This is a genomic window from Streptomyces sp. NPDC005811, assembly GCF_040630405.1.
In the GTDB taxonomy this organism is placed as follows: domain Bacteria; phylum Actinomycetota; class Actinomycetes; order Streptomycetales; family Streptomycetaceae; genus Streptomyces.
On record NZ_JBEXXK010000008.1, the window covers coordinates 15,736 to 34,853 of the forward strand.

The 19,118-nt window shown below is 71.4% G+C and carries 14 protein-coding genes; 7 read left to right on the forward strand and 7 right to left on the reverse strand.

The window, feature by feature from the left end:
• Positions 1–75 precede the first annotated feature (75 nt).
• The 5 genes from ABZ490_RS10700 to uvrC all read right to left on the reverse strand — a co-directional run bounded on the left by ABZ490_RS10700 (position 76) and on the right by uvrC (position 8,367).
• On the reverse strand, positions 76–3,030 hold the full coding sequence (locus ABZ490_RS10700; protein WP_358987465.1) for a M14 family zinc carboxypeptidase: 2,955 nt from the start codon (positions 3,028–3,030) through the stop codon (positions 76–78).
• Positions 3,031–3,195: 165 nt separating this feature from the next.
• Positions 3,196–4,185 (reverse strand): DNA-binding protein WhiA, encoded by a 990-nt coding sequence (gene whiA / locus ABZ490_RS10705; protein WP_055634810.1) that lies wholly within the window; start codon positions 4,183–4,185, stop codon positions 3,196–3,198.
• The gene (gene yvcK / locus ABZ490_RS10710; protein WP_358987468.1) at positions 4,176–5,243 is read right to left on the reverse strand and encodes a uridine diphosphate-N-acetylglucosamine-binding protein YvcK; all 1,068 of its coding nucleotides are present in this window, start codon (positions 5,241–5,243) and stop codon (positions 4,176–4,178) included. Before yvcK ends, whiA begins: the two co-directional genes overlap by 10 nt.
• Positions 5,240–6,241, reverse strand: coding sequence for an RNase adapter RapZ (gene rapZ, locus ABZ490_RS10715; protein ID WP_358987471.1), 1,002 nt, complete (start codon positions 6,239–6,241; stop codon positions 5,240–5,242). The genes yvcK and rapZ overlap by 4 nt, the downstream gene beginning before the upstream one ends.
• Entirely contained in the window at positions 6,238–8,367 is a 2,130-nt protein-coding gene (gene uvrC / locus ABZ490_RS10720; RefSeq protein WP_358987474.1) for an excinuclease ABC subunit UvrC, read from the reverse strand. Before uvrC ends, rapZ begins: the two co-directional genes overlap by 4 nt.
• 464 nt (positions 8,368–8,831) lie before the next feature.
• On the opposite strand from uvrC, the gene ABZ490_RS10725 reads away from it, so the two are divergent.
• Positions 8,832–9,803, forward strand: coding sequence for a hypothetical protein (locus tag ABZ490_RS10725; RefSeq protein WP_358987477.1), 972 nt, complete (start codon positions 8,832–8,834; stop codon positions 9,801–9,803).
• 222 nt (positions 9,804–10,025) lie between these two features.
• Complete coding sequence (locus ABZ490_RS10730; protein WP_358987479.1) at positions 10,026–10,958, forward strand: carbohydrate kinase; 933 nt, start codon at positions 10,026–10,028, stop codon at positions 10,956–10,958.
• A 146-nt stretch (positions 10,959–11,104) separates the two neighbouring features.
• On the opposite strand, the gene uvrA is transcribed toward ABZ490_RS10730, so the two are convergent.
• Positions 11,105–14,083 (reverse strand): excinuclease ABC subunit UvrA, encoded by a 2,979-nt coding sequence (gene uvrA / locus ABZ490_RS10735; RefSeq protein WP_358987482.1) that lies wholly within the window; start codon positions 14,081–14,083, stop codon positions 11,105–11,107.
• 227 nt (positions 14,084–14,310) lie between these two features.
• On the opposite strand from uvrA, the gene ABZ490_RS10740 reads away from it, so the two are divergent.
• From ABZ490_RS10740 to ABZ490_RS10760, 5 genes are all read left to right on the forward strand, one after another.
• Complete coding sequence (locus ABZ490_RS10740; protein WP_358987485.1) at positions 14,311–14,997, forward strand: maleylpyruvate isomerase family mycothiol-dependent enzyme; 687 nt, start codon at positions 14,311–14,313, stop codon at positions 14,995–14,997.
• A gap of 10 nt (positions 14,998–15,007) precedes the next feature.
• Positions 15,008–15,664 (forward strand): MBL fold metallo-hydrolase, encoded by a 657-nt coding sequence (locus ABZ490_RS10745; RefSeq protein ID WP_358987488.1) that lies wholly within the window; start codon positions 15,008–15,010, stop codon positions 15,662–15,664.
• Between the two features lie 328 nt (positions 15,665–15,992).
• On the forward strand, positions 15,993–16,877 hold the full coding sequence (locus ABZ490_RS10750; RefSeq protein ID WP_358987491.1) for an ABC transporter substrate-binding protein: 885 nt from the start codon (positions 15,993–15,995) through the stop codon (positions 16,875–16,877).
• Positions 16,874–17,791, forward strand: coding sequence for an amino acid ABC transporter permease (locus tag ABZ490_RS10755; protein WP_358987494.1), 918 nt, complete (start codon positions 16,874–16,876; stop codon positions 17,789–17,791). Before ABZ490_RS10750 ends, ABZ490_RS10755 begins: the two co-directional genes overlap by 4 nt.
• Entirely contained in the window at positions 17,788–18,540 is a 753-nt protein-coding gene (locus ABZ490_RS10760) for an amino acid ABC transporter ATP-binding protein (protein WP_358987497.1), read from the forward strand. The genes ABZ490_RS10755 and ABZ490_RS10760 overlap by 4 nt, the downstream gene beginning before the upstream one ends.
• 54 nt (positions 18,541–18,594) lie before the next feature.
• Here the strand turns inward: ABZ490_RS10760 and aroQ are convergent, their stop codons facing one another.
• Positions 18,595–19,068 (reverse strand): type II 3-dehydroquinate dehydratase, encoded by a 474-nt coding sequence (gene aroQ, locus ABZ490_RS10765; RefSeq protein ID WP_358987500.1) that lies wholly within the window; start codon positions 19,066–19,068, stop codon positions 18,595–18,597.
• Positions 19,069–19,118: the final 50 nt, after the last annotated feature.

Genomic DNA, 19,118 nt, shown 5'->3' on the forward strand with positions numbered 1-19,118 from the left:
GTACGGACCGCCCAGGCCTGGGGCGTTTTGTGCCCTTATTCCGTCACGGTGCGTCGAGCGCCGTTGGCCGGTGTGTCACTGATCAAGTGATACGAGAGCCTTTCCGATGAGCGTTTTACGGTCCGCCGCGGAGGTCAGGTGCTCCAGGCCGAAGCCGAGCAGCACGGTGTCGTCGGTGGTGACCGCGCCGTACGTCTGGAACAGCGTTCCGGTGCGGGCCCAGTCCTTCAGGACGGCGGGGCTGCCCGCGGGCGGACCGGCGGCCCGCCAGGCGCCGAGCGAGGTCTCGAAGCCCTCGGTCTCGGTGGCCGTGCCGCCGACCACGAGCGAGGCGTCGTCGGCGAGGACGCCGTGGCCGCCGCTGCCGGGGTCGGTGACATAGCTGATCGAGACCTCGATGTTCTTGCCCGCGTAGGCGCTCAGGTCGAAGGAGACCTGCTGCCAGCCGTTGGAGGCGCCGGTGAGGGCGTTCCAGGAGCCGGTGGTGCCGTTCGCGGTGCAGGTGTTGTTCCCGAGGGTCAGGTAGTGCTTGAGCCACGGGTGGTCGGCGATGTAGAAGCCGGCGCCGCACTCGGCCGGGACCGCGGTGCCGGTCGCGCCGCCCTTCTCGGGGAGCGTGGTCCAGTCGTCGGCGCCGACGGTGTGGACCTCGACGATCGCGTTGTCGTAGCCGGGCTCGGTGTCCCAGAGCAGCCGGGTGCTCAGGGTGGGCTGGCTCGCCGCGGTGACAGCGCCGAGGTCGACGGTGCGGGTGAGGCGCTTGTAGGCGTCGTCGGTGTGCACCGCGGCGGCCATGTACGAGCCCGCGTACGGGCCGTACGGGTTGACCGTCCCGGAGAACTGTCCGGCGCCGGCGCTGGCGAACTGCGGGTACGTGGCGGCCGGCAGCTCGTCGGAGGTCGCACCGTAGGCGCCCGCCCTGTCCAGCGGGTTGCCGGGGGCGGCGCCGAGGGCCCCGCCGGCGCCCGCGAGCGCCCCGGAGCCGGTGAAGCCGGTGGCGCCGGGGGTCGACGTACGGGAGTAGGCGCCGAGGTAGTACTGGCTGAAGTCGTCGGAGGGGGTGCCGTCGCCGAGGTCGACGGTGCCGCCGGCCAGCTCGCCCGCCTCGATCAGCTTGCCGCCCTCGTTGAGGAAGGCGCGCAGTTCGAGCTGGGTCGGGTTGCCGGGGGTGCTCGCGCCCGTGTAGTGGACGACGGTCCGGAAGTGGTTCAGCACGCCGAGCGCGTCGGGCACGCCCTGGGTGGCGACGTCCCAGACGACCGCCTTGCGGCCGTTGGCCTTCAGCGCGTCGACGTAGGTCTGCGCCTGCGTGGCGGCCGCGCCCTCCTCGGCGACGACCAGGGTGTCGGCCTGGGGCCGTACGGCGACCGTGTAGGTGAAGTGCGCGCTGGAGACCTTCTTGCCGGCCTTGGTGGCGCCGGTGAACCACACCTCGACCTTGTCGCCGGGCCTGCCGCCCCGCACCTTGGCCCGGTACTCGTCGAAGTACAGGTTGTCGTCCCCGCCGTAGGTCTCGCCGCCCTTCCAGGCCTTGAGCGACCGGTCCTGCGTACGACCGCCGTTGACGCGGTACTTGAGCTGCTTGTCGCGCAGCGCCTTCCGTACGACGACGGAGACCTGCTGGTCGGCGCCGCGCGCGTACGAGGTGGTGAACGGCGCGAGGGTGAAGTCGGCGGCGCTCAGACCGACCGAGGACTTCGGCTGGTCGGGGCGGGCGGCGGAGTCGGCGACGGAGAGCGCGAACGGGATGTTCTTGGTGAACTCCTGCTGGATCAGCTTCTCGTCGTCGGGGAAGTTGAAGACCGACTGGCAGTCGGAGGCGTTCCACTGGTCGTTCGGGTCGATGTTCGACGCGGTCTGGCAGGTCGACATCTCCGGGGTGAACATCGCCGTGCCGTTGACGTTCGCCGCGTGGCCGTCCGCCTCGCCGTTGGTGGTGTACAGCTCCGAGGACACCTGCGGGTGGTAGCCCGGGATCGCGGAGTTGTCGGGGGTGCCGGCCAGCGTCCTGTAGAGGACGTCGTCCGGGGTGTCGGTGGCGACCTGCCAGCCGACGCCGTAGAGCAGCAGCTCGGCGGCGGAGTGGTAGTTGATGCCGTACGTGAACCCGATCCGCTTCTCGAAGGCGTCGAGCGCCTTCGTCTCGGGCTCGGAGCCGGCGCTCGCGCCGCGGTAGGTCTGGCTGGTGGGGTTGGGGGACGAACCCTCGTCGTCGTAGCCCCACTTGTAGGGGAAGTTGCGGTTGAGGTCGACGCCGTCGCCGGTGGAGATCACGCCGTCGCCGTTGACGTCCCGCAGGTTCTTGCGCCACAGGCGGTTGTCGGTGTTCTGGAAGGTGTAGTCGTAGCCATCGGGGTTGGCCGACAGGACGAACCACAGCTCGGTGGAGTCGACGATCTTCCTGATGCGCCGGTCGGTCTTGTAGTTGTCCAGGTAGTAGTGCATCAGCCGGCGGGTCATCTCCGGTGTGATCCACTCACGGGCGTGCTGGTTGGACATGTACAGCACCGAGGGCTTGGAGCCGTCCTTGGCCTTCTTCGCGTCCTTGGTCAGTTTGAGCGCGAGGATGTCCTGGCCGTTGACGGTCTTGCCGAGGGAGACGACCTTGGTCAGGCCCGGGTTCTGCTGCCCGGTGCGGACGATCTCCTCCTTCAGGCCGCCGCTGCCGCTGTACGGGCGGAACACTCCGTCGGAGGCCGCCTGCACCCGCTTCTCGGCCTTGGCCGAAAGGGTGTGCTCGGTGAGCTCGACGCCCTGCTTCTCCAGCTTGGCCGCCTGCTTGTCGGTGAGGTAGACCTCGACGGTGGCGGTGCCCTTCTCGGGCGCCTGCTCACTGAGTTCGTGGCCGTCCTGGCCGGCCGCCAGCAGCAGGGGTACCTGCTTCTTGGTGACCTCGGCCCGGAACACCTTGACCTCGTCCGGGTCGGGTTTCGCGGTGGATGCGGGCTGCGCCTGGGCGATGGGCGCGAGGGCCGCTCCGCCGAGCAGGAGTGCGCCGACAGCGAGGATCGATCTCGCTCTACGTCTCATGAACCCCCCTTGCGTAGGTTCGCCACAGCAGCGAACTCTGCCAGGCTCATGACAGTTCATGATCCAGTCAAGGGCGCCTCAAGGACAGCAAAACGCCGGTGATATCACCCTATTGGGTTACACCACCGGCGTCCTGAGAACGCGTCAACGCGTCCTGAGCGTCCGTCAGCCCACGAGGTTGTCGGCCAGCTCCTCGCTGAGGTTGGCCTCCGTGCCCGGGATGCCGAGGTCGGAGGCCCGCTTGTCGGCCATCGCCAGCAGCCGCCGGATCCGGCCGGCCACCGCGTCCTTGGTCAGCGGCGGGTCGGCGAGCGCGCCCAGCTCCTCCAGCGAGGCCTGCTTGTGCTCCATCCGCAGCCGGCCGGCCGCCGCGAGATGCTCGGGCACCTCGTCGGCGAGGATCTCCAGGGCGCGCTGCACCCGGGCCCCGGCGGCCACCGCCGCGCGGGCGGAACGGCGCAGGTTCGCGTCGTCGAAGTTGGCGAGCCGGTTCGCGGTGGCCCGCACCTCGCGGCGCATCCGGCGCTCCTCCCAGGCCAGCACCGACTCGTGCGCGCCGAGCCGGGTCAGCAGCGCGCCGATCGCGTCGCCGTCCCGCACGACCACCCGGTCCACCCCGCGCACCTCGCGGGCCTTCGCGGCGATCGACAGCCGGCGGGCGGCGCCGACCAGCGCGAGCGCGGCCTCGGGACCCGGGCAGGTCACCTCCAGGGAGGAGGAGCGGCCGGGCTCGGTCAGCGAGCCGTGCGCCAGGAACGCCCCGCGCCAGGCCGCCTCGGCGTCACAGGTCGCGCCGGAGACCACCTGCGGGGGAAGCCCGCGGATCGGCCGCCCGCGCCCGTCGACCAGACCGGTCTGACGGGCCAGCTGATCCCCGCCCGCGACCACGCGCACGACATAGCGCGAGCCGCGGCGCAGACCGCCCGGGGCCATCACGATCAGTTCCGAGCTGTGGCCGAAGATCTCCAGGATGTCCCGCTTGAGGCGGCGGGCCGCCATCGCCGTGTCCAGCTCCGCCTCGATCACGATGCGGCCGCTCACCAGGTGCAGGCCGCCGGCGAACCGCAGCACGGCGGAGACCTCCGCCTTTCTGCAGCAGGTCCGGGTGACGGGGAGCCGGGAGATCTCGTCCTTCACCGCTGCCGTCATCGCCATGGGCCGATCCTTCCATGCATCCGAAAAATACGGTCGTACGCGGCGGCGAGGAGCTCCGGGTCGTGCCGGGGCGTTCCGTCGGTCCGGGCCACCTTCGCCAGCTCGACAGCGGCCCCGAACCGGGTGGCGGCGTCGGTCAGGGAGTCGCGGTCGGGCACGGCGGCCTCGTCGGCCAGCACCACGTCCAGGGCGAGTTTAGGGGCGTGTCGTCCCAAAACCTCCAAATGACGCTGCGGGGAGAAGCCGTCGGTTTCTCCGGGCTGCGGCGCGAGGTTCAGCGAGAGTACCCGGCGTGCCTTGGTCTCGATGAGGGCGTCCAGCAGTTCGGGCACGAGGAGGTGCGGGATCACCGAGGAGAACCAGGACCCGGGGCCGAGGACCACCCAGTCCGCGTCCAGCACCGCCGCCACCGCCTCGGGGACGGCCGGCGGGTCGTGCGGCACGAGGTGCACGGACTGCACCTCACCGGGCGTGAGGGCCACGGTCGCCTGTCCGCGCACGGTGTCGACGTCCTCCGGGCGGCGCGGATCGTGCCCCTTGACCAGGGCCTGCAGCTCCAGCGGCACGGCGGACATGGGCAGCACCCGGCCGTGCGCGCCCAGCAGCTTGCCGACCAGGTCCAGGGCCTGGACATGGTCGCCGAGCTGCTCCCACAGGGCGACGATCAGCAGATTGCCGACCGCGTGGCCGTTGATCTCGCCCTGGGACTGGAAGCGGTGCTGGATGACCCGGGACCAGGTCTGGCCCCAGTCGTCGTCGCCGCACAGCGCGGCCAGCGCCTTGCGCAGATCGCCGGGCGGCAGCACGCCCAGCTCGTCCCTCAGCCGCCCGCTGGAGCCGCCGTCGTCGGCGACGGTGACCACGGCGGTGAGGTCACCGGTGATCCGGCGCAGCGCGGCGAGCGAGGCGGACAGGCCCATCCCGCCGCCCAGCGCGACCACCTTGGGCTGGGTGCCACGGCGGCGCGGCCTCGCGCCCCGGGCCTCGACCGGTCGGCTCGCGCGCCCCTCGGGGGGCATCCTGCGCAGTCGGCCCAGCCGCGGAGTACGTCCTGTCATTCCCGTCCCATGTCCCGGTGCACGACCACCGTCTCCACGCCCTCGGCCGCGAGACGCGCGGCGAGCTTCTCCGACATCGCGACCGAACGGTGCTTGCCGCCCGTACAGCCGACCGCGATGGTCACATAGCGCTTGCCCTCCCGGCGGTAGCCCGCGGCGATCAGCTGGAGGAGCTCCGCGTACCGGTCGAGGAACTCCTTCGCGCCGGGCTGGTTGAGGACATAGGTGGCGACCTCGTCGTTGAGTCCGGTGTAGGGGCGCAGCTCCGGGACCCAGTGCGGGTTGGGCAGGAAGCGCATGTCCACCACCAGGTCGGCGTCGACCGGGAGGCCGTACTTGAAGCCGAAGGACATGACGGTGGCCCGCAGCTCGGGCTCCTCCTCGCCCGCGAACTGGGCGTCCATCTTGGCGCGCAGCTCGTGCACGTTGAGGCTGGAGGTGTCGATCACCAGGTCGGCGTCGCCGCGCAGCTCGCGCAGCAGTTCGCGCTCGGCGGCGATGCCGTCGACGATCCGGCCGTCGCCCTGGAGGGGGTGCGGGCGGCGCACGGACTCGAAGCGGCGCACCAGGGCGTCGTCGGAGGACTCCAGGAAGACGATCCGCCGGGTGACGTTCTTCGACTCCAGGTCGGCGAGGGACTCGCGGAGGTTGTCGAAGAAGCGCCGGCCGCGGACGTCGACGACGACCGCGATCCGCGCCACGTTGCCCTGGGACCGGGCGCCCAGCTCCACCATGGTGGGGATCAGGGCGGGCGGGAGGTTGTCGACGACGAACCAGCCGAGGTCCTCCAGACACTTGGCTGCCGTCGAGCGGCCCGCCCCGGACATGCCGGAGATGATCACCAGCTCGGGGATGGCCGCCTCGGGGATCCCGGGCGGCGTGCTGTCCGTACTCACCTGTGCTCCGTCTTCGTGACCTGTGTCGTGTTCATGGGGCGCCGTGCCCGGCGCCTGGTCTCGCTCGTCCGTGGGATGCGCGTCGTGCTCGTGCTCGCTCATGTCTCCTGCCCCCGTCGTTCTTCCGGGGCGCCCGCGGTCACGGGATCTCCGGGGGAACCCGCCGTCGTACCGGGTTCCTCGTCTTCAATGATCTCTCCGGTCGCCGTGTTCACGGCGGGGGCGGGCGGAGCCGCCTGGGCGAGGGCCACGGCGATCGTCTCGGCCGTCTTGCGGCCTATGCCCGGGACCTCGCAGATCTGGTCGAGGGTCGCGGCGCGCAGCTTCTTCACCGAGCCGAAGTGCTTGATGAGCGCCTGTTTGCGCGTCTCGCCCAGGCCCGGTACGTCGTCCAGGGGGCCGGAGCGCAGCCGCTTGGCCCGCTTGGCGCGCTGGTAGGTGATCGCGAAGCGGTGGGCCTCGTCGCGGACGCGCTGGAGGAGGTAGAGGCCCTCGCTGGTGCGGGGCAGGATCACCGGGTCCTCGTCGTGCGGCAGCCAGACCTCCTCCAGGCGCTTGGCGAGGCCGCAGACGGCGATGTCGTCGATGCCGAGCTCGTCGAGGGCACGGCGGGCGGCCGCGACCTGGGGCCGGCCGCCGTCGACGACGACGAGCTGGGGCGGATAGGCGAAGCGCTTGGGGCGGCCCTCGTCGTCCTTGAGTCCGGCGGCGAGGGGGGCTTCCGTCCCGTTGGCGAGGATCGCCACGTCGGTGTCCTCGGCCACCTCGGGGCCGGGGCCGTCGCCGTCGGGGAGGGCGCTCCCGGCGTCGGTCCACTCCCCCGTGCGCTCCTTCTCCACGAGGTAGCGGCGGAAGCGGCGGGTGATCACCTCGTGCATGGAGCGGACGTCGTCCTGGCCCTCGAAGCCCTTGATCTGGAAGCGGCGGTACTCGCTCTTGCGGGCGAGCCCGTCCTCGAAGACGACCATGGAGGCCACGACGTCGTCCCCCTGGAGGTGCGAGATGTCGTAGCACTCGATCCGCAGCGGGGCGCTGTCCAGGTCCAGGGCCTCGGCGATCTCCTCCAGGGCACGCGAGCGCGTGGTCAGGTCGGAGGCGCGCCTGGTCTTGTGCAGGACGAGCGCCTGCTGGGCGTTGCGCTCGACGGTCTCCATCAGGGCCCGCTTGTCGCCGCGCTGCGGGATGCGCAGCGAGACGCCCGAGCCGCGGCGGACGGTGAGCCACTCCTGGACGGGTTCGACCGGGTCGGGCAGGGCGGGGACGAGCACCTCCTTGGGGACGGCGTCGCCGGTCTCCTCGCCGTAGAGCTGCTGGAGGGCGTGTTCGACGAGGGCGCCGGTGGTGATCTCCTCGACCTTGTCGGTGACCCAGCCGCGCTGGCCGCGCACCCGTCCGCCGCGGACGTGGAAGATCTGGACGGCGGCCTCCAGCTCGTCCTCGGCGACCGCGATCAGATCGGCGTCGGTCGCGTCCGCGAGCACGACCGCGTTCTTCTCCATGGCCTTCTTCAGGGCCTCGATGTCGTCCCGCAGCCGGGCGGCCCGCTCGTACTCCATCTCCTCGGCCGCCTCCGTCATCTGCCGCTCCAGACGGCGGAGGTGGGTGCCGGTGCGGCCGGCCATGAAGTCGCAGAACTCGTCGGCCAGTTCGCCGTGGTCCTCGGCGGAGATCCGGCCGACGCAGGGCGCCGAGCACTTGCCGATGTAGCCCAGCAGACAGGGGCGGCCGGTGCGGGAGGCGTTCTTGAAGACGCCCGCCGAGCAGGTGCGTACGGGGAAGACGCGCAGCAGCAGGTCGACGGTGTCGCGGATCGCCCACGCGTGCGCGTACGGCCCGAAGTAGCGGACGCCCTTCTTCTTGTGGCCGCGCATGACCTGCACCCGCGGGAACTCCTCGTTCATCGTCACCGCGAGGTAGGGGTAGCTCTTGTCGTCGCGGTACTTCACGTTGAACCGGGGGTCGTACTCCTTGATCCAGGAGTACTCCAGCTGCAGCGCCTCGACCTCCGTGGACACGACCGTCCACTCCACCGACGCGGCCGTGGTGACCATCGTGCGGGTGCGCGGGTGCAGGCCCGCGAGGTCCTGGAAGTAGTTCGCCAGGCGCTGGCGCAGGCTCTTCGCCTTTCCGACGTAGATCACCCGGCGGTGCTCGTCGCGGAACCTGTACACCCCGGGGGAGTCCGGGATCTGTCCCGGCTTGGGGCGGTAGCTGGAGGGGTCGGCCATGTCTCACACCCTACTGGCGCGGGGTGACACTCCGACGGCCCTGTGGACAACCTTCGGCCGCTGTCGGCGGCCCTGTGGAAAACCGTGGGGAACGCCTGTACGGCGGGGCTCGGGCGGCCAAGAGGTGCCGCGGGCCTGCACGGCGATTCCGCATGTTTCCGGACAGCCGGTCGTCATCCGCCCGTACGGCGTACCCCGTCCCCGCCGCCCGTGCCGGGCCCCGGGCGGTGCCCGGCCACGGGATCTCCGCCCGCCGGGCGAGCCGCGCACACCGGCCAGACGCATGTGCCACTCGGACATCAGGTGTTGTCGGGACTTGGTCAACACGCTTCAATGCGGGGGAACTCGGGGCCCTGAAGGACGCCTTACGGATGTGAAGGAGCCCCCCGGCGTCAACGGGGAAGCCCCGACCCCTCACGCGCGGTCCGACCAGCCGTCGCGAGCATTCACAGAAAGGCCCCTGCATGCCGCACGCCACACAGCACGCGGACGCCGCCGAGGACGTCGCCGTCGCGGAACTGGACACGGTCCTGCGGGGCGGCCCGTTCCATGTCGCGCTGCGTGCCGCGATCGCCGCCCGTGGACTGCCCCTGCAGCGCGTCCAGCACCATCTGTCGCGCCACGGGGTCAAGGTCGGCGTCACGAGTCTGAGTTACTGGCAGCAGGGCGCCCGGCGTCCCCAGCGTCCGGAGTCGCTGCGGGCCGTCCGCGCGCTGGAGGAGATCCTCCGCCTGCCGGACGAGTCCCTGATCCGGCTGCTGGAGGACCCGGGCGCGCAGACCGGCGCCACCACGGCCGCCGGGCAGCCCACGGGCCGCTCCTACCGCTCCGTCCTGGAGGCCTCGGACGTCCTTGAACGTCTGCACGCCGAACTGGAGTACCCACTCGACAGCGGGCTGCACACCCTGGGCCATCACGAGCGCGTCCGCATCGGGGCGCGCCGCGAGCTGCTGGGCCGCGAGTCGCAGCACATCGTGCGCGCCCATCGCGACGGCGTCGACCGCTTCCTCGCCGTCCACCAGGGGGATCCCGGCTGCGCGCCCGAGCGGATGACCGTGCACGCCCTGGAGAACTGCCGCGCCGGACGGGTCCGCCGCCACCACGACACCGGCGTCCTGGTGGCCGAGCTGCTGTTCGACACCCGGCTGCGGGCCGGTGAGACGTTTCTCTTCCGCTACGCCGTCGAGGACGGCACGGCCGGCGTCTGCCGGGAGTACGTCCGTGGTTTCGGCGCGGCGGGCGGCCAGTACGCGCTCCAGATCCGGTTCGCGGAGCAGGCGCTGCCCGTGCGCTGTCACCGGTTCACCCAGCACTCGGCGGCGGCACCGCGCGGCGGCCGTCAGGAGCTGCCGCTCAGCTTCCGCCACTGCTCGGTCCACCTCGTGGAGCCCCGGGTGCGGTCGGGGGTGGTGGGCATCGGCTGGGACTGGGAGTGAGCGGGGAGGGCGCGAGGGCAGGGCAGGGCGGGGGCGGCACGGGGGCTCGGCGGGGGCGCGGCGGGTGTCGGCCGTTCGGCTCCGGTGGCGGGGCGATCGGTGGGGGCGATCGGTGGGGGCGATCGCCCGGACTCGTCCGTTCCGTCCCGCGGCGCCTCGGGGAGCGGGCAGACTCGGCATGAGCCATGAGCAGCCCGAAGTGTCCGCGAAAGGAACCGCCCCGTGATCGTCGTCGCCGGTGAGGCCCTCATCGACCTGGTACCACGGGGCCCGGGTGCCCTCGCGGCGCTGCAGCCGGCGCTCGGCGGCGGGCCCTTCAACACGGCCGTCGCCCTCGGCCGGCTGGGCTCACCCACCGCCTTCTGCTCCCGGGTGTCGTACGACGCGTTCGGCGAGGCGCTGCTCGGCGGGCTGCGGGAGGCGGGCGTGGACGCCTCCGCCGTGCAGCGGGGGCCCGAGCCGACCACGCTCGCGGTCGCCACGGTCGGCGACGGGGGCTCGGCGGCGTATTCCTTCTACGTCGAAGGCACCGCCGACCGTCTCTTCACCGCACCGGCCGCCCTCCCGGCGGGGACGCGCGCGGTGTCGTTCGGCACCTGCTCGCTGGTGCTGGAGCCGGGTGCGAGCGCGTACGAGGAGCTGCTGCGGACCGCGGCCGGGCAGGGTGTGTTCACCGTGCTCGATCCGAACATCCGGCCGGGGCTGATCCCGGACGCCGACGCCTACCGCGCCCGTTTCAAGGGCTGGCTGTCCTCGGTGGACCTGCTCAAGCTGTCGGAGGAGGACGCCCTGTGGCTGGGCGGCACTCCGCAGGAGTGGCTGTCGGCGGGTCCTTCGGCCGTAGTCATCACGCACGGCGCCGCCGGGCTGAGCGTCGTGACCGGCGAGCACGCCGTGTACGCCGTCCCGGGCGAGGCGGTCGACGTCGTGGACACGATCGGGGCCGGGGACACCGTGAACGCCGCGCTGCTGCACGGTCTGGCGGTGCGGGACGCCCTGTCCCCGGCCGGTGTGGCGGGGCTGGGGGCCGAGGGCTGGCGGCAGCTGCTGGGGTTCGCCGCCCGCGCGGCGGCGATCACCTGCTCCCGGGCGGGCGCGGAGCCGCCGTACGCGTCGGAACTGGGCGACTCGTGGGCGGTCCCGGGCCGCGGCTAGGCGGTCCGGGGCCCCGGCGAGGCGGTCCTCGGCGGCCGCCGGACGATCCTGGGCGGCGGCCCCATCCGGTTCGACGAGCGGCGCCCCGCGGGAAGTTCCCGGGGGCGCCGTGTTCGTGACGGGGCAGGGCCGGCCCGCCGCGCGGCTCAGGCCTTGCGGGCCCGGGTCGTCCTCTTCGCGGGGGCGGCCTTCTTCGTCGCCGTGTTGTTGGCTGTCCTGGCCGCGGCCGTCTTCTTGGCCGCCGTCGTGCGCGGGGCCTTCACCGGCGCCGCGTCGCTGACGCGGTCGGCGCCGAGGATCTCGCGCAGGAACTTGCCGGTGTGGCTGGCCGGGACCCCGGCGACCTCCTCCGGTGTGCCCTCGGCGACGACCAGGCCACCGCCCGCGCCGCCCTCGGGGCCCATGTCGACGACCCAGTCGGCGGTCTTGATCACATCGAGGTTGTGCTCGATGACGATGACCGTGTTGCCCTTGTCGACGAGACCGGCGAGGACCTTGAGGAGCTTGCTGATGTCCTCGAAGTGCAGGCCCGTGGTCGGCTCGTCCAGGACGTAGACCGTACGGCCGGTGGAGCGGCGCTGGAGCTCGCTGGCGAGCTTGACGCGCTGGGCCTCACCGCCGGAGAGGGTGGTCGCGGACTGCCCGAGCCGGACATAGCCGAGCCCGACGTCCTTCAGCGTGTTGAGGTGGCGGGCGATCGCCGGGACGGCCTCGAAGAAGTCCGTGGCCTCCTCGATCGGCATGTTCAGCACGTCGGCGATGGACTTGCCCTTGTAGTGGACCTCCAGGGTCTCCCGGTTGTACCGGGCGCCGTGGCAGACCTCGCACGGGACGTAGACGTCCGGGAGGAAGTTCATCTCGATCTTGATGGTGCCGTCGCCCGCGCAGTTCTCGCAGCGGCCGCCCTTGACGTTGAAGGAGAAGCGGCCGGGCAGGTAGCCGCGGACCTTCGCCTCGGTGGTCTCGGCGAACAGCTTGCGGACGTGGTCGAAGACGCCGGTGTACGTGGCCGGGTTGGAGCGGGGGGTGCGGCCGATGGGCGACTGGTCGACGTGCACGACCTTGTCGACGAGGTCGTCACCGTCCACGCGGGTGTGCCGGCCCGGGACGTTCCTCGCGCCGTTGAGCTCGCGGGCCAGGTGGGTGTACAGGATGTCGTTGACCAGGGTCGACTTGCCGGAGCCGGAGACACCGGTGACGGCCGTGAACACGCCCAGCGGGAAGGACACGTCGATGTCCTGGAGGTTGTTCTCGCGGGCTCCGTGCACGGTGAGCTGCCGGGACGGGTCGCGCGGGCGCCGGATGTCCGGCAGCGGGATCGACTTCTTGCCGGCCAGGTACTGACCGGTCTGCGACTCCGCGTTGGCGAGCAGCTCCTTCAGGGAGCCGCTGTGCACGACCTTGCCGCCGTGCTCGCCGGCGCCGGGGCCGATGTCGACGACCCAGTCGGCGACCTTGATGGTGTCCTCGTCGTGCTCGACGACGATGAGCGTGTTGCCCATGTCGCGCAGCCGGACCAGGGTCTCGATCAGCCGGTGGTTGTCGCGCTGGTGCAGGCCGATGGACGGCTCGTCGAGGACGTAGAGCACGCCGACGAGTCCGGAGCCGATCTGGGTGGCCAGGCGGATGCGCTGGGCCTCGCCGCCGGAGAGCGTGCCGGCCGCGCGGTTGAGGGAGAGGTAGTCGAGGCCGACGTCGACGAGGAAGCGCAGTCGTTCGTTGACCTCCTTCAGGACGCGTTCGGCGATCTTCTTGTCGCGGGCGTTGAGCTTCAGCTCGCCCAGGAAGTCCGCGCAGTCGCTGATGGACATCGCGGAGACCTCGGCGATCGACTTCTCCATGACGGTGACCGCGAGGACGATCGGCTTCAGGCGCGTGCCCTGACAGGTGGGGCAGGGCACCTCGCGCATGTAGCCCTCGAAGCGCTCGCGGCTGGCGTCGCTCTCGGCCTCGCCGTGCCGGCGCTTGACGAACGGGACGGCGCCCTCGAAGGGCGTGGTGTACACGCGCTCGCGGCCGTAGCGGTTGCGGTAGCGGACCTCGATCTGGGTCTTGTGGCCGTACAGCAGGGCCTTCCTGGCGCGCTGCGGCAGGCCGGCGAAGGGGATGTCGGTCCGGAAGCCCAGCGCGTCCGCGAGGGCCCCGATGAGACGGCCGAAGTAGTCCTTGGTGTGGCCGTGCGACCAGGGGTGGATGGCGCCCTCGTCGAGGGACTTGTCCTCGTCCGGGACGATCAGCTCGGGGTCGACCTCCATGCGCGTGCCGATGCCGGTGCACTCGGGGCAGGCGCCGAAGGGCGAGTTGAAGGAGAAGGAGCGGGGCTCCAGCTCCTCGAAGGACAGGTCGTCGTACGGGCAGTAGAGGTGCTCCGAGAACATGCGCTCGCGCTCGGGGTCGTCCTCGGGGAGGTCGACGAAGTCGAGCACGACCATGCCGCCGGAGAGGCCGAGGGCGGTCTCCACGGAGTCGGTGAGGCGGCGCTTGGCGGAGTCCTTGACGGTGAGGCGGTCGACGACCACCTCGATGGTGTGCTTCTCCTGCTTCTTCAGCGTGGGCGGGCTGGAGAGCTGGATCGTCTCGCCGTCCACACGCGCGCGGGAGTAGCCCTTGGTCTGGAGGTCGGCGAAGAGGTCGACGAACTCTCCCTTGCGCTCGCGCACGAGCGGCGAGAGCACCTGGAAGCGGCTGCCCTCGGGCAGCTCCAGGACCCGGTCGACGATGGCCTGCGGCGACTGGCGGGAGATCGGGCGGCCGCACTCGGGACAGTGCGGCTTGCCGATGCGCGCGAAGAGCAGACGCAGGTAGTCGTAGACCTCGGTGATGGTGCCGACCGTCGAGCGCGGGTTGCGCGAGGTCGACTTCTGGTCGATGGAGACGGCCGGCGACAGACCTTCGATGAAGTCGACGTCCGGCTTGTCCATCTGGCCGAGGAACTGGCGGGCGTACGAGGAGAGCGATTCCACGTAGCGCCGCTGGCCCTCGGCGAAGATGGTGTCGAAGGCCAGCGAGGACTTGCCCGACCCCGACAGGCCCGTGAAGACGATGAGCGAGTCGCGCGGCAGGTCGAGCGAGACATTCTTGAGGTTGTGCTCGCGCGCGCCACGGACGATGAGACGGTCGGCCACGCCGGTCCGCACCTTTCTTGCTGGAGAGGAGTGACAGGGGCGGGGCCCCCGTCGTTCTCAGACTAGGGGGAGCCACTGACAGCGCCGGTTCGGATTCTCCGGTTCACAACAGTCCCCGGTCATCCAGCATGCCCGATGCCGCCACCGACCTTATAGCACGCACATTCGATTTTGGGCCGCGCTCCGCCACCTTCACCCGAAGGAGTGGCGGGACTAAGGTCAGCAGCATGATTGATCACGCTCATGACCTGGTGTCTGTACGTGAAGCGACCGACCGGCTCCTCAGCGCAGTCGGCAAACTGGACGACGCGGCGGTGGCGGAGCCGTCGCTGCTGCCCGGCTGGAGCCGGGGTCATGTCCTCGCCCATCTCGCCCGCAACGCGGACGCCCTCGTGAACGTCTTCGAGGGCCGCCCCATGTACGCCGACGCGTCCGTCCGCGACGCCGACATCGCCCGGGACGCCCCGCGTGCCCTGGAGGTCCAGCACGCCGACGTACGGGAGAGCGCGGCCCGCTTCCAGGCGGCCGCGGCCGTGCCCGCCGACTGGTCGCGCACGGTGGAACTGCGCAACGGCGTCACCGACCGGGCCGCCCTGGTGCCCTTCAGACGCTGGGGGGAGGTGGAGCTGCACCACGTCGACCTCGGCATCGGCTACGCGCTGGAGGACCTGCCGGAGGAGTTCACCGGGCGGGAGACCGGCTTCCTCGCGGACCGCTTCGAGGGGCACGCCGACGTACCGCCGACCCGGCTGACGGACGGCACGCACGCGTGGCGCACGGGACGGGAGGCCACCGACCCCGAGGTGACCGTCACCGGCGCCCCGGCCGACCTCCTGGGCTGGCTCTCCGGGCGCCGCGACGGATCCGGGCTGACGGTGTCCGGCGGTCCGCTCCCGGCCCTGCCGCCGCTATAGGCTGGCCGTCATGACGTACAGCGGAGAGGTGACGGTCGGCGGCCCGGCGGACGTGCACGAGCTCAAGGACCTGATGATCACCAAGATCGCGGTCGGCCCGATGAACAACAACGCCTATCTGCTGCGCTGCCGGGCGACGGACGAGCAGGTGCTGATCGACGCGGCCAACGACGCACAGGCGCTGCTCGGGACGATCGGTGACGACGGCATCGCGTCCGTCGTCACCACCCATCAGCACGGCGACCACTGGCAGGCGCTCGCCGAGGTCGTGGCGGCCACGGGCGCGCGCACGTACGCGGGGCGGGAGGACGCCGGAGGCATCCCCGTGCCGACCGACGTCCTGCTCGACGACGGCGACACCGTCCGCGTGGGGAACGTCGAGCTCACCGCGCGGCACCTGGTCGGGCACACACCGGGCTCGATCGCGCTCGTCTACGACGACCCGCACGGGCATCCCCATGTCTTCACGGGCGACTGCCTGTTCCCGGGCGGCGTGGGCAACACCCGGAAGGATCCGGAGGCGTTCGCCAGCCTGATCCACGACGTCGAGACGAAGATCTTCGCCGTCCTCCCGGACGAGACCTGGGTCTACCCGGGCCACGGCAACGACACCACGCTGGGCGCGGAGCGGCCGCATCTGCCGGAGTGGCACGCGCGCGGGTGGTGAGTTCGCGGTCGACACAGGGGCACGGGTGGTGAGTTCCTGGCACGGGGCGCGCGGAGTCGTTCGCGCGCCCCGTGTGAATCGTGCGCACGCGCCGGTGCCTCGCGCGCGCTCCCCGCACACGTGGTTGCGCGGTCAACTGGTCTCAGCCCCGCGCGGGATGACGGCTCCGGCGCGGAATGGGCCGCCGGTCTTCGATCCCCGCCCTCGGCCGGCGGCCCAGGCCCTCCCCTGGCGCACTTGTTCACGAGAACGCAACACCTGTTCCCACCATGCGGACAAACACGGGCGTGACCTGGACAGACGTCGATTTCGCTGCCACTCTCCCGCCATGCACCTCGCCCCTCGTGTTCTGCGCCGCGCCGCCGCCGGCGCCACCGTCGCCCTCCTCGCGACCGCGGTCGGCTGCGCCCCGCAGCCCGAGGCCGACGCGTCCGCCTCGTCCTCCGCCTCGGCCGGAAAGACCTGCGCCAAGGGCGAGTTGGCGACCAAGACCTCGGGAAAGCTGACGATCGCCACCGACGAACCGGCGTACGAGCCCTGGTTCAAGGACGACAAGCCGTCCGACGGCGAGGGCTTCGAGTCGGCGGTGGCCTACGCCGTGGCCCGCCAACTCGGGTACGACAAGGGCGCCGTCGTCTGGCAGAGCGTGCCGTTCAACAAGGCGTTCGCGCCGGGTGAGAAGACCTTCGACTTCGACATCAACCAGGTGTCCATCAGCGCCGAGCGCAAGCAGGCCGTGGACTTCTCCTCCGGCTACTACGACGTCCGGCAGGCCGTCATCGCGCTGAAGGGCAGCAAGGCCGCGAAGGCGAAGAGCATCGCGGACCTCAAGGGCCTCAAGCTGGGCGCCCAGGTCGGCACCACCAGCCTCGACTACATCGACGACCTGGTGAAGCCGAGTCGGGACGCCGCCGTCTACGCCAAGAACGACCAGGCCAAGTCCGCCCTGAAGAACGGCCAGGTGGACGCCATCGTGGTCGACCTGCCGACCGCGTTCTACATCACCTCCGCCGAGGTCACGGACGCCGAGATCGTCGGCCAGTTCGAGAACCAGGGCGGTACGCCCGAGCAGTTCGGGCTCGTCCTCGACAAGGGCAGCGCCCTCACCTCCTGCGTGACGGACGCCGTGGACGCCCTCCGCAAGGACGGCACCCTGGCGAAGATCGAGCAGCAGTGGCTCTCCGACGCCGTCGACGCCCCGGTGCTCAAGTGACGGTCACGAAGGAGGAGTCCGGCCAGGAGGGGTCGGACGACCAGGGCGACATGTCCGGGGGCGGCGACGCCTACGTCCCGTCGCAGCGCCGGCTGGACCGCGAGCGCTACCGGCGTACGCGGGCCCGTCGCGCCACGGCCGTCGCCGCCCTGTCGACGCTGGTCACCGCCGTCGTCCTCTATCTGGTCGTCGTCGGCGCACCCGGCTGGCCCCGCACCAAGGAGACCTTCTTCAGCGGGCAGTACGCGCGCGAGGCGTTCCCCAAGGTCCTGGAAGGGCTCTGGCTGAACGTCCGGCTGCTGTTCGTCTGCGGTGCCGCCGTCCTCGTCCTCGGCATGCTCATCGCCGTGGCCCGCACCCTGCGCGGTCCGGTGTTCTTCCCGCTGCGGGTGCTGGCGGCCGCGTACACGGACTTCTTCCGCGGACTGCCGCTGATCATCAACCTGATGATCGTGGTCCTCGGCGTTCCCGCGCTGCGGCTCCAGGGCGTGACGGTCGACCCGGTGCTGCTCGGCGGCACGGCGCTGACCCTGACGTACTCGGCGTACGTCGCCGAGGTGTTCCGCGCCGGCATCGAGTCCGTGCACCCCTCGCAGCGCGCGGCGGCCCGCTCCCTCGGCCTGTCCAACCGTCAGGCGCTGCGGTACGTCGTGCTGCCCCAGGCGGTGCGCCGCCAGGTGCCGCCGTTGCTGAACGACCTGGTGTCCCTGCAGAAGGACACCGGTCTGGTGTCGATCGGCGGCGCCATCGACGCCGTACGCGCGGCGGACATCATCGTGGGCCGCAGTCTCAACTACACGCCGTACATCGTGGCGGGGCTGGTCTTCGTCGCGCTGACCATCCCGATGACCCGCTTCACGGACTGGGTGACGGCCCGGATGGACGGCCGGCGGGCCCAAGGAGGAACGACATGAGCGACGCCCCGGTGCTGCGGATGGAGTCCGTCCGCAAGACCTTCGGCGACTCGGTCGTCCTGCGGGACGTCGACCTGGAGGTCGCCCCGCACACCGTGACCGCGCTGATCGGCGCCTCCGGCTCCGGCAAGTCCACCCTGCTGCGCTGCGCCAACCTCCTGGAGGACATCGACGACGGCGCGATCTGGCTGGACGGCGAGGAGATCACCGACCCGCGCACCGACCAGGACGCGGTACGGCGCCGTATCGGCGTGGTCTTCCAGTCGTACAACCTGTTCCCGCACATGACCGTGCTGGAGAACATCACGCTGGCCCCGCGCCGGGTGCACGGCGTGGCGCGCGCGGAGGCCGAGGAACGCGCCAGGGAGCTGCTGGAGCGGCTCGGGCTGGGCGCCCGGGCCGGGGAGTACCCCGACCGGCTCAGCGGCGGCCAGCAGCAGCGTGTGGCGATCGCCCGCGCCCTCGCCGTACGTCCCCGGCTGCTGCTGCTCGACGAGATCACCGCCGCGCTCGACCCGGAGCTGGTCGGCGAGGTCCTGAACGTCGTCCGGGATCTGAAGGGCGACGGCATGACCATGGTGCTGGCCACGCACGAGATGGGCTTCGCCCGCGAGGTCGCCGACCAGGTCTGCTTCCTGGACGGAGGCGTCGTGCTGGAGCGCGGCACGGCCGGGCAGATCTTCGGCGACCCGCAGCAGGAGCGCACCCGGCGCTTCCTGCGACGGATCGTGGAGGCCGGCCGGCTGTGACCGCCGGCGGGCGGGGGCGGCGCCGGTAAGGGGCGTGCTCCTGGAGGTCGGTGCTTACGTGTCGGCCTTCCCCGTGCCCGCCAGCGCGGCGACCCGCTCGACCCCGAACACGTACCCCTGCACCCCGCATCCCGCGATGACCCCGTCGGCGCGCAGGGAGACGTACGAGTGGTGGCGGAAGGACTCCCGCCGGTGGATGTTGGAGATGTGGACCTCCAGCACCGGCAGGCCGTCGCAGGTGTTGAGGGCGTCCAGGATCGCCACGGACGTGTGCGAGTAGGCGCCCGGGTTGATCACGATGCCGCAGTGGCCGAGGCGCGCCTCGTGGATCCAGTCGACGAGCTGCCCCTCGTGGTTGGACTGGCGGAAGTCGACCGTGCCGCCGTGGGCCGCCGCCGCCTTCACGCACAGCGCCTCGACGTCGGCGAGCGTGTCGGACCCGTAGATCTCCGGCTGGCGCTGACCCAGGAGGTTCAGGTTGGGGCCGTTCAGGATCATGATCGGGGCGGTGGCCAGGGTGTGCGGCACGGTTCCTCCGGTCCGTTCGGGGCGGTCCGTCGGGAACCGCCGCTCGGACC

What these genes read in the sequence shown, in the direction of transcription:
- rapZ (WP_358987471.1), bottom strand. Translation starts at nt 6,241, where the DNA reads ATGAGCGAGCACGAGCACGACGCGCATCCCACGGACGAGCGAGACCAG.
- ABZ490_RS10700 (WP_358987465.1), bottom strand. Translation starts at nt 3,030, where the DNA reads ATGAGACGTAGAGCGAGATCGATCCTCGCTGTCGGCGCACTCCTGCTC.
- ABZ490_RS10760 (WP_358987497.1), top strand. Translation starts at nt 17,788, where the DNA reads ATGAGCGACGCCCCGGTGCTGCGGATGGAGTCCGTCCGCAAGACCTTC.
- ABZ490_RS10745 (WP_358987488.1), top strand. Translation starts at nt 15,008, where the DNA reads ATGACGTACAGCGGAGAGGTGACGGTCGGCGGCCCGGCGGACGTGCAC.
- ABZ490_RS10750 (WP_358987491.1), top strand. Translation starts at nt 15,993, where the DNA reads ATGCACCTCGCCCCTCGTGTTCTGCGCCGCGCCGCCGCCGGCGCCACC.
- whiA (WP_055634810.1), bottom strand. Translation starts at nt 4,185, where the DNA reads ATGGCGATGACGGCAGCGGTGAAGGACGAGATCTCCCGGCTCCCCGTC.
- ABZ490_RS10740 (WP_358987485.1), top strand. Translation starts at nt 14,311, where the DNA reads ATGATTGATCACGCTCATGACCTGGTGTCTGTACGTGAAGCGACCGAC.
- uvrC (WP_358987474.1), bottom strand. Translation starts at nt 8,367, where the DNA reads ATGGCCGACCCCTCCAGCTACCGCCCCAAGCCGGGACAGATCCCGGAC.
- ABZ490_RS10725 (WP_358987477.1), top strand. Translation starts at nt 8,832, where the DNA reads ATGCCGCACGCCACACAGCACGCGGACGCCGCCGAGGACGTCGCCGTC.
- yvcK (WP_358987468.1), bottom strand. Translation starts at nt 5,243, where the DNA reads ATGACAGGACGTACTCCGCGGCTGGGCCGACTGCGCAGGATGCCCCCC.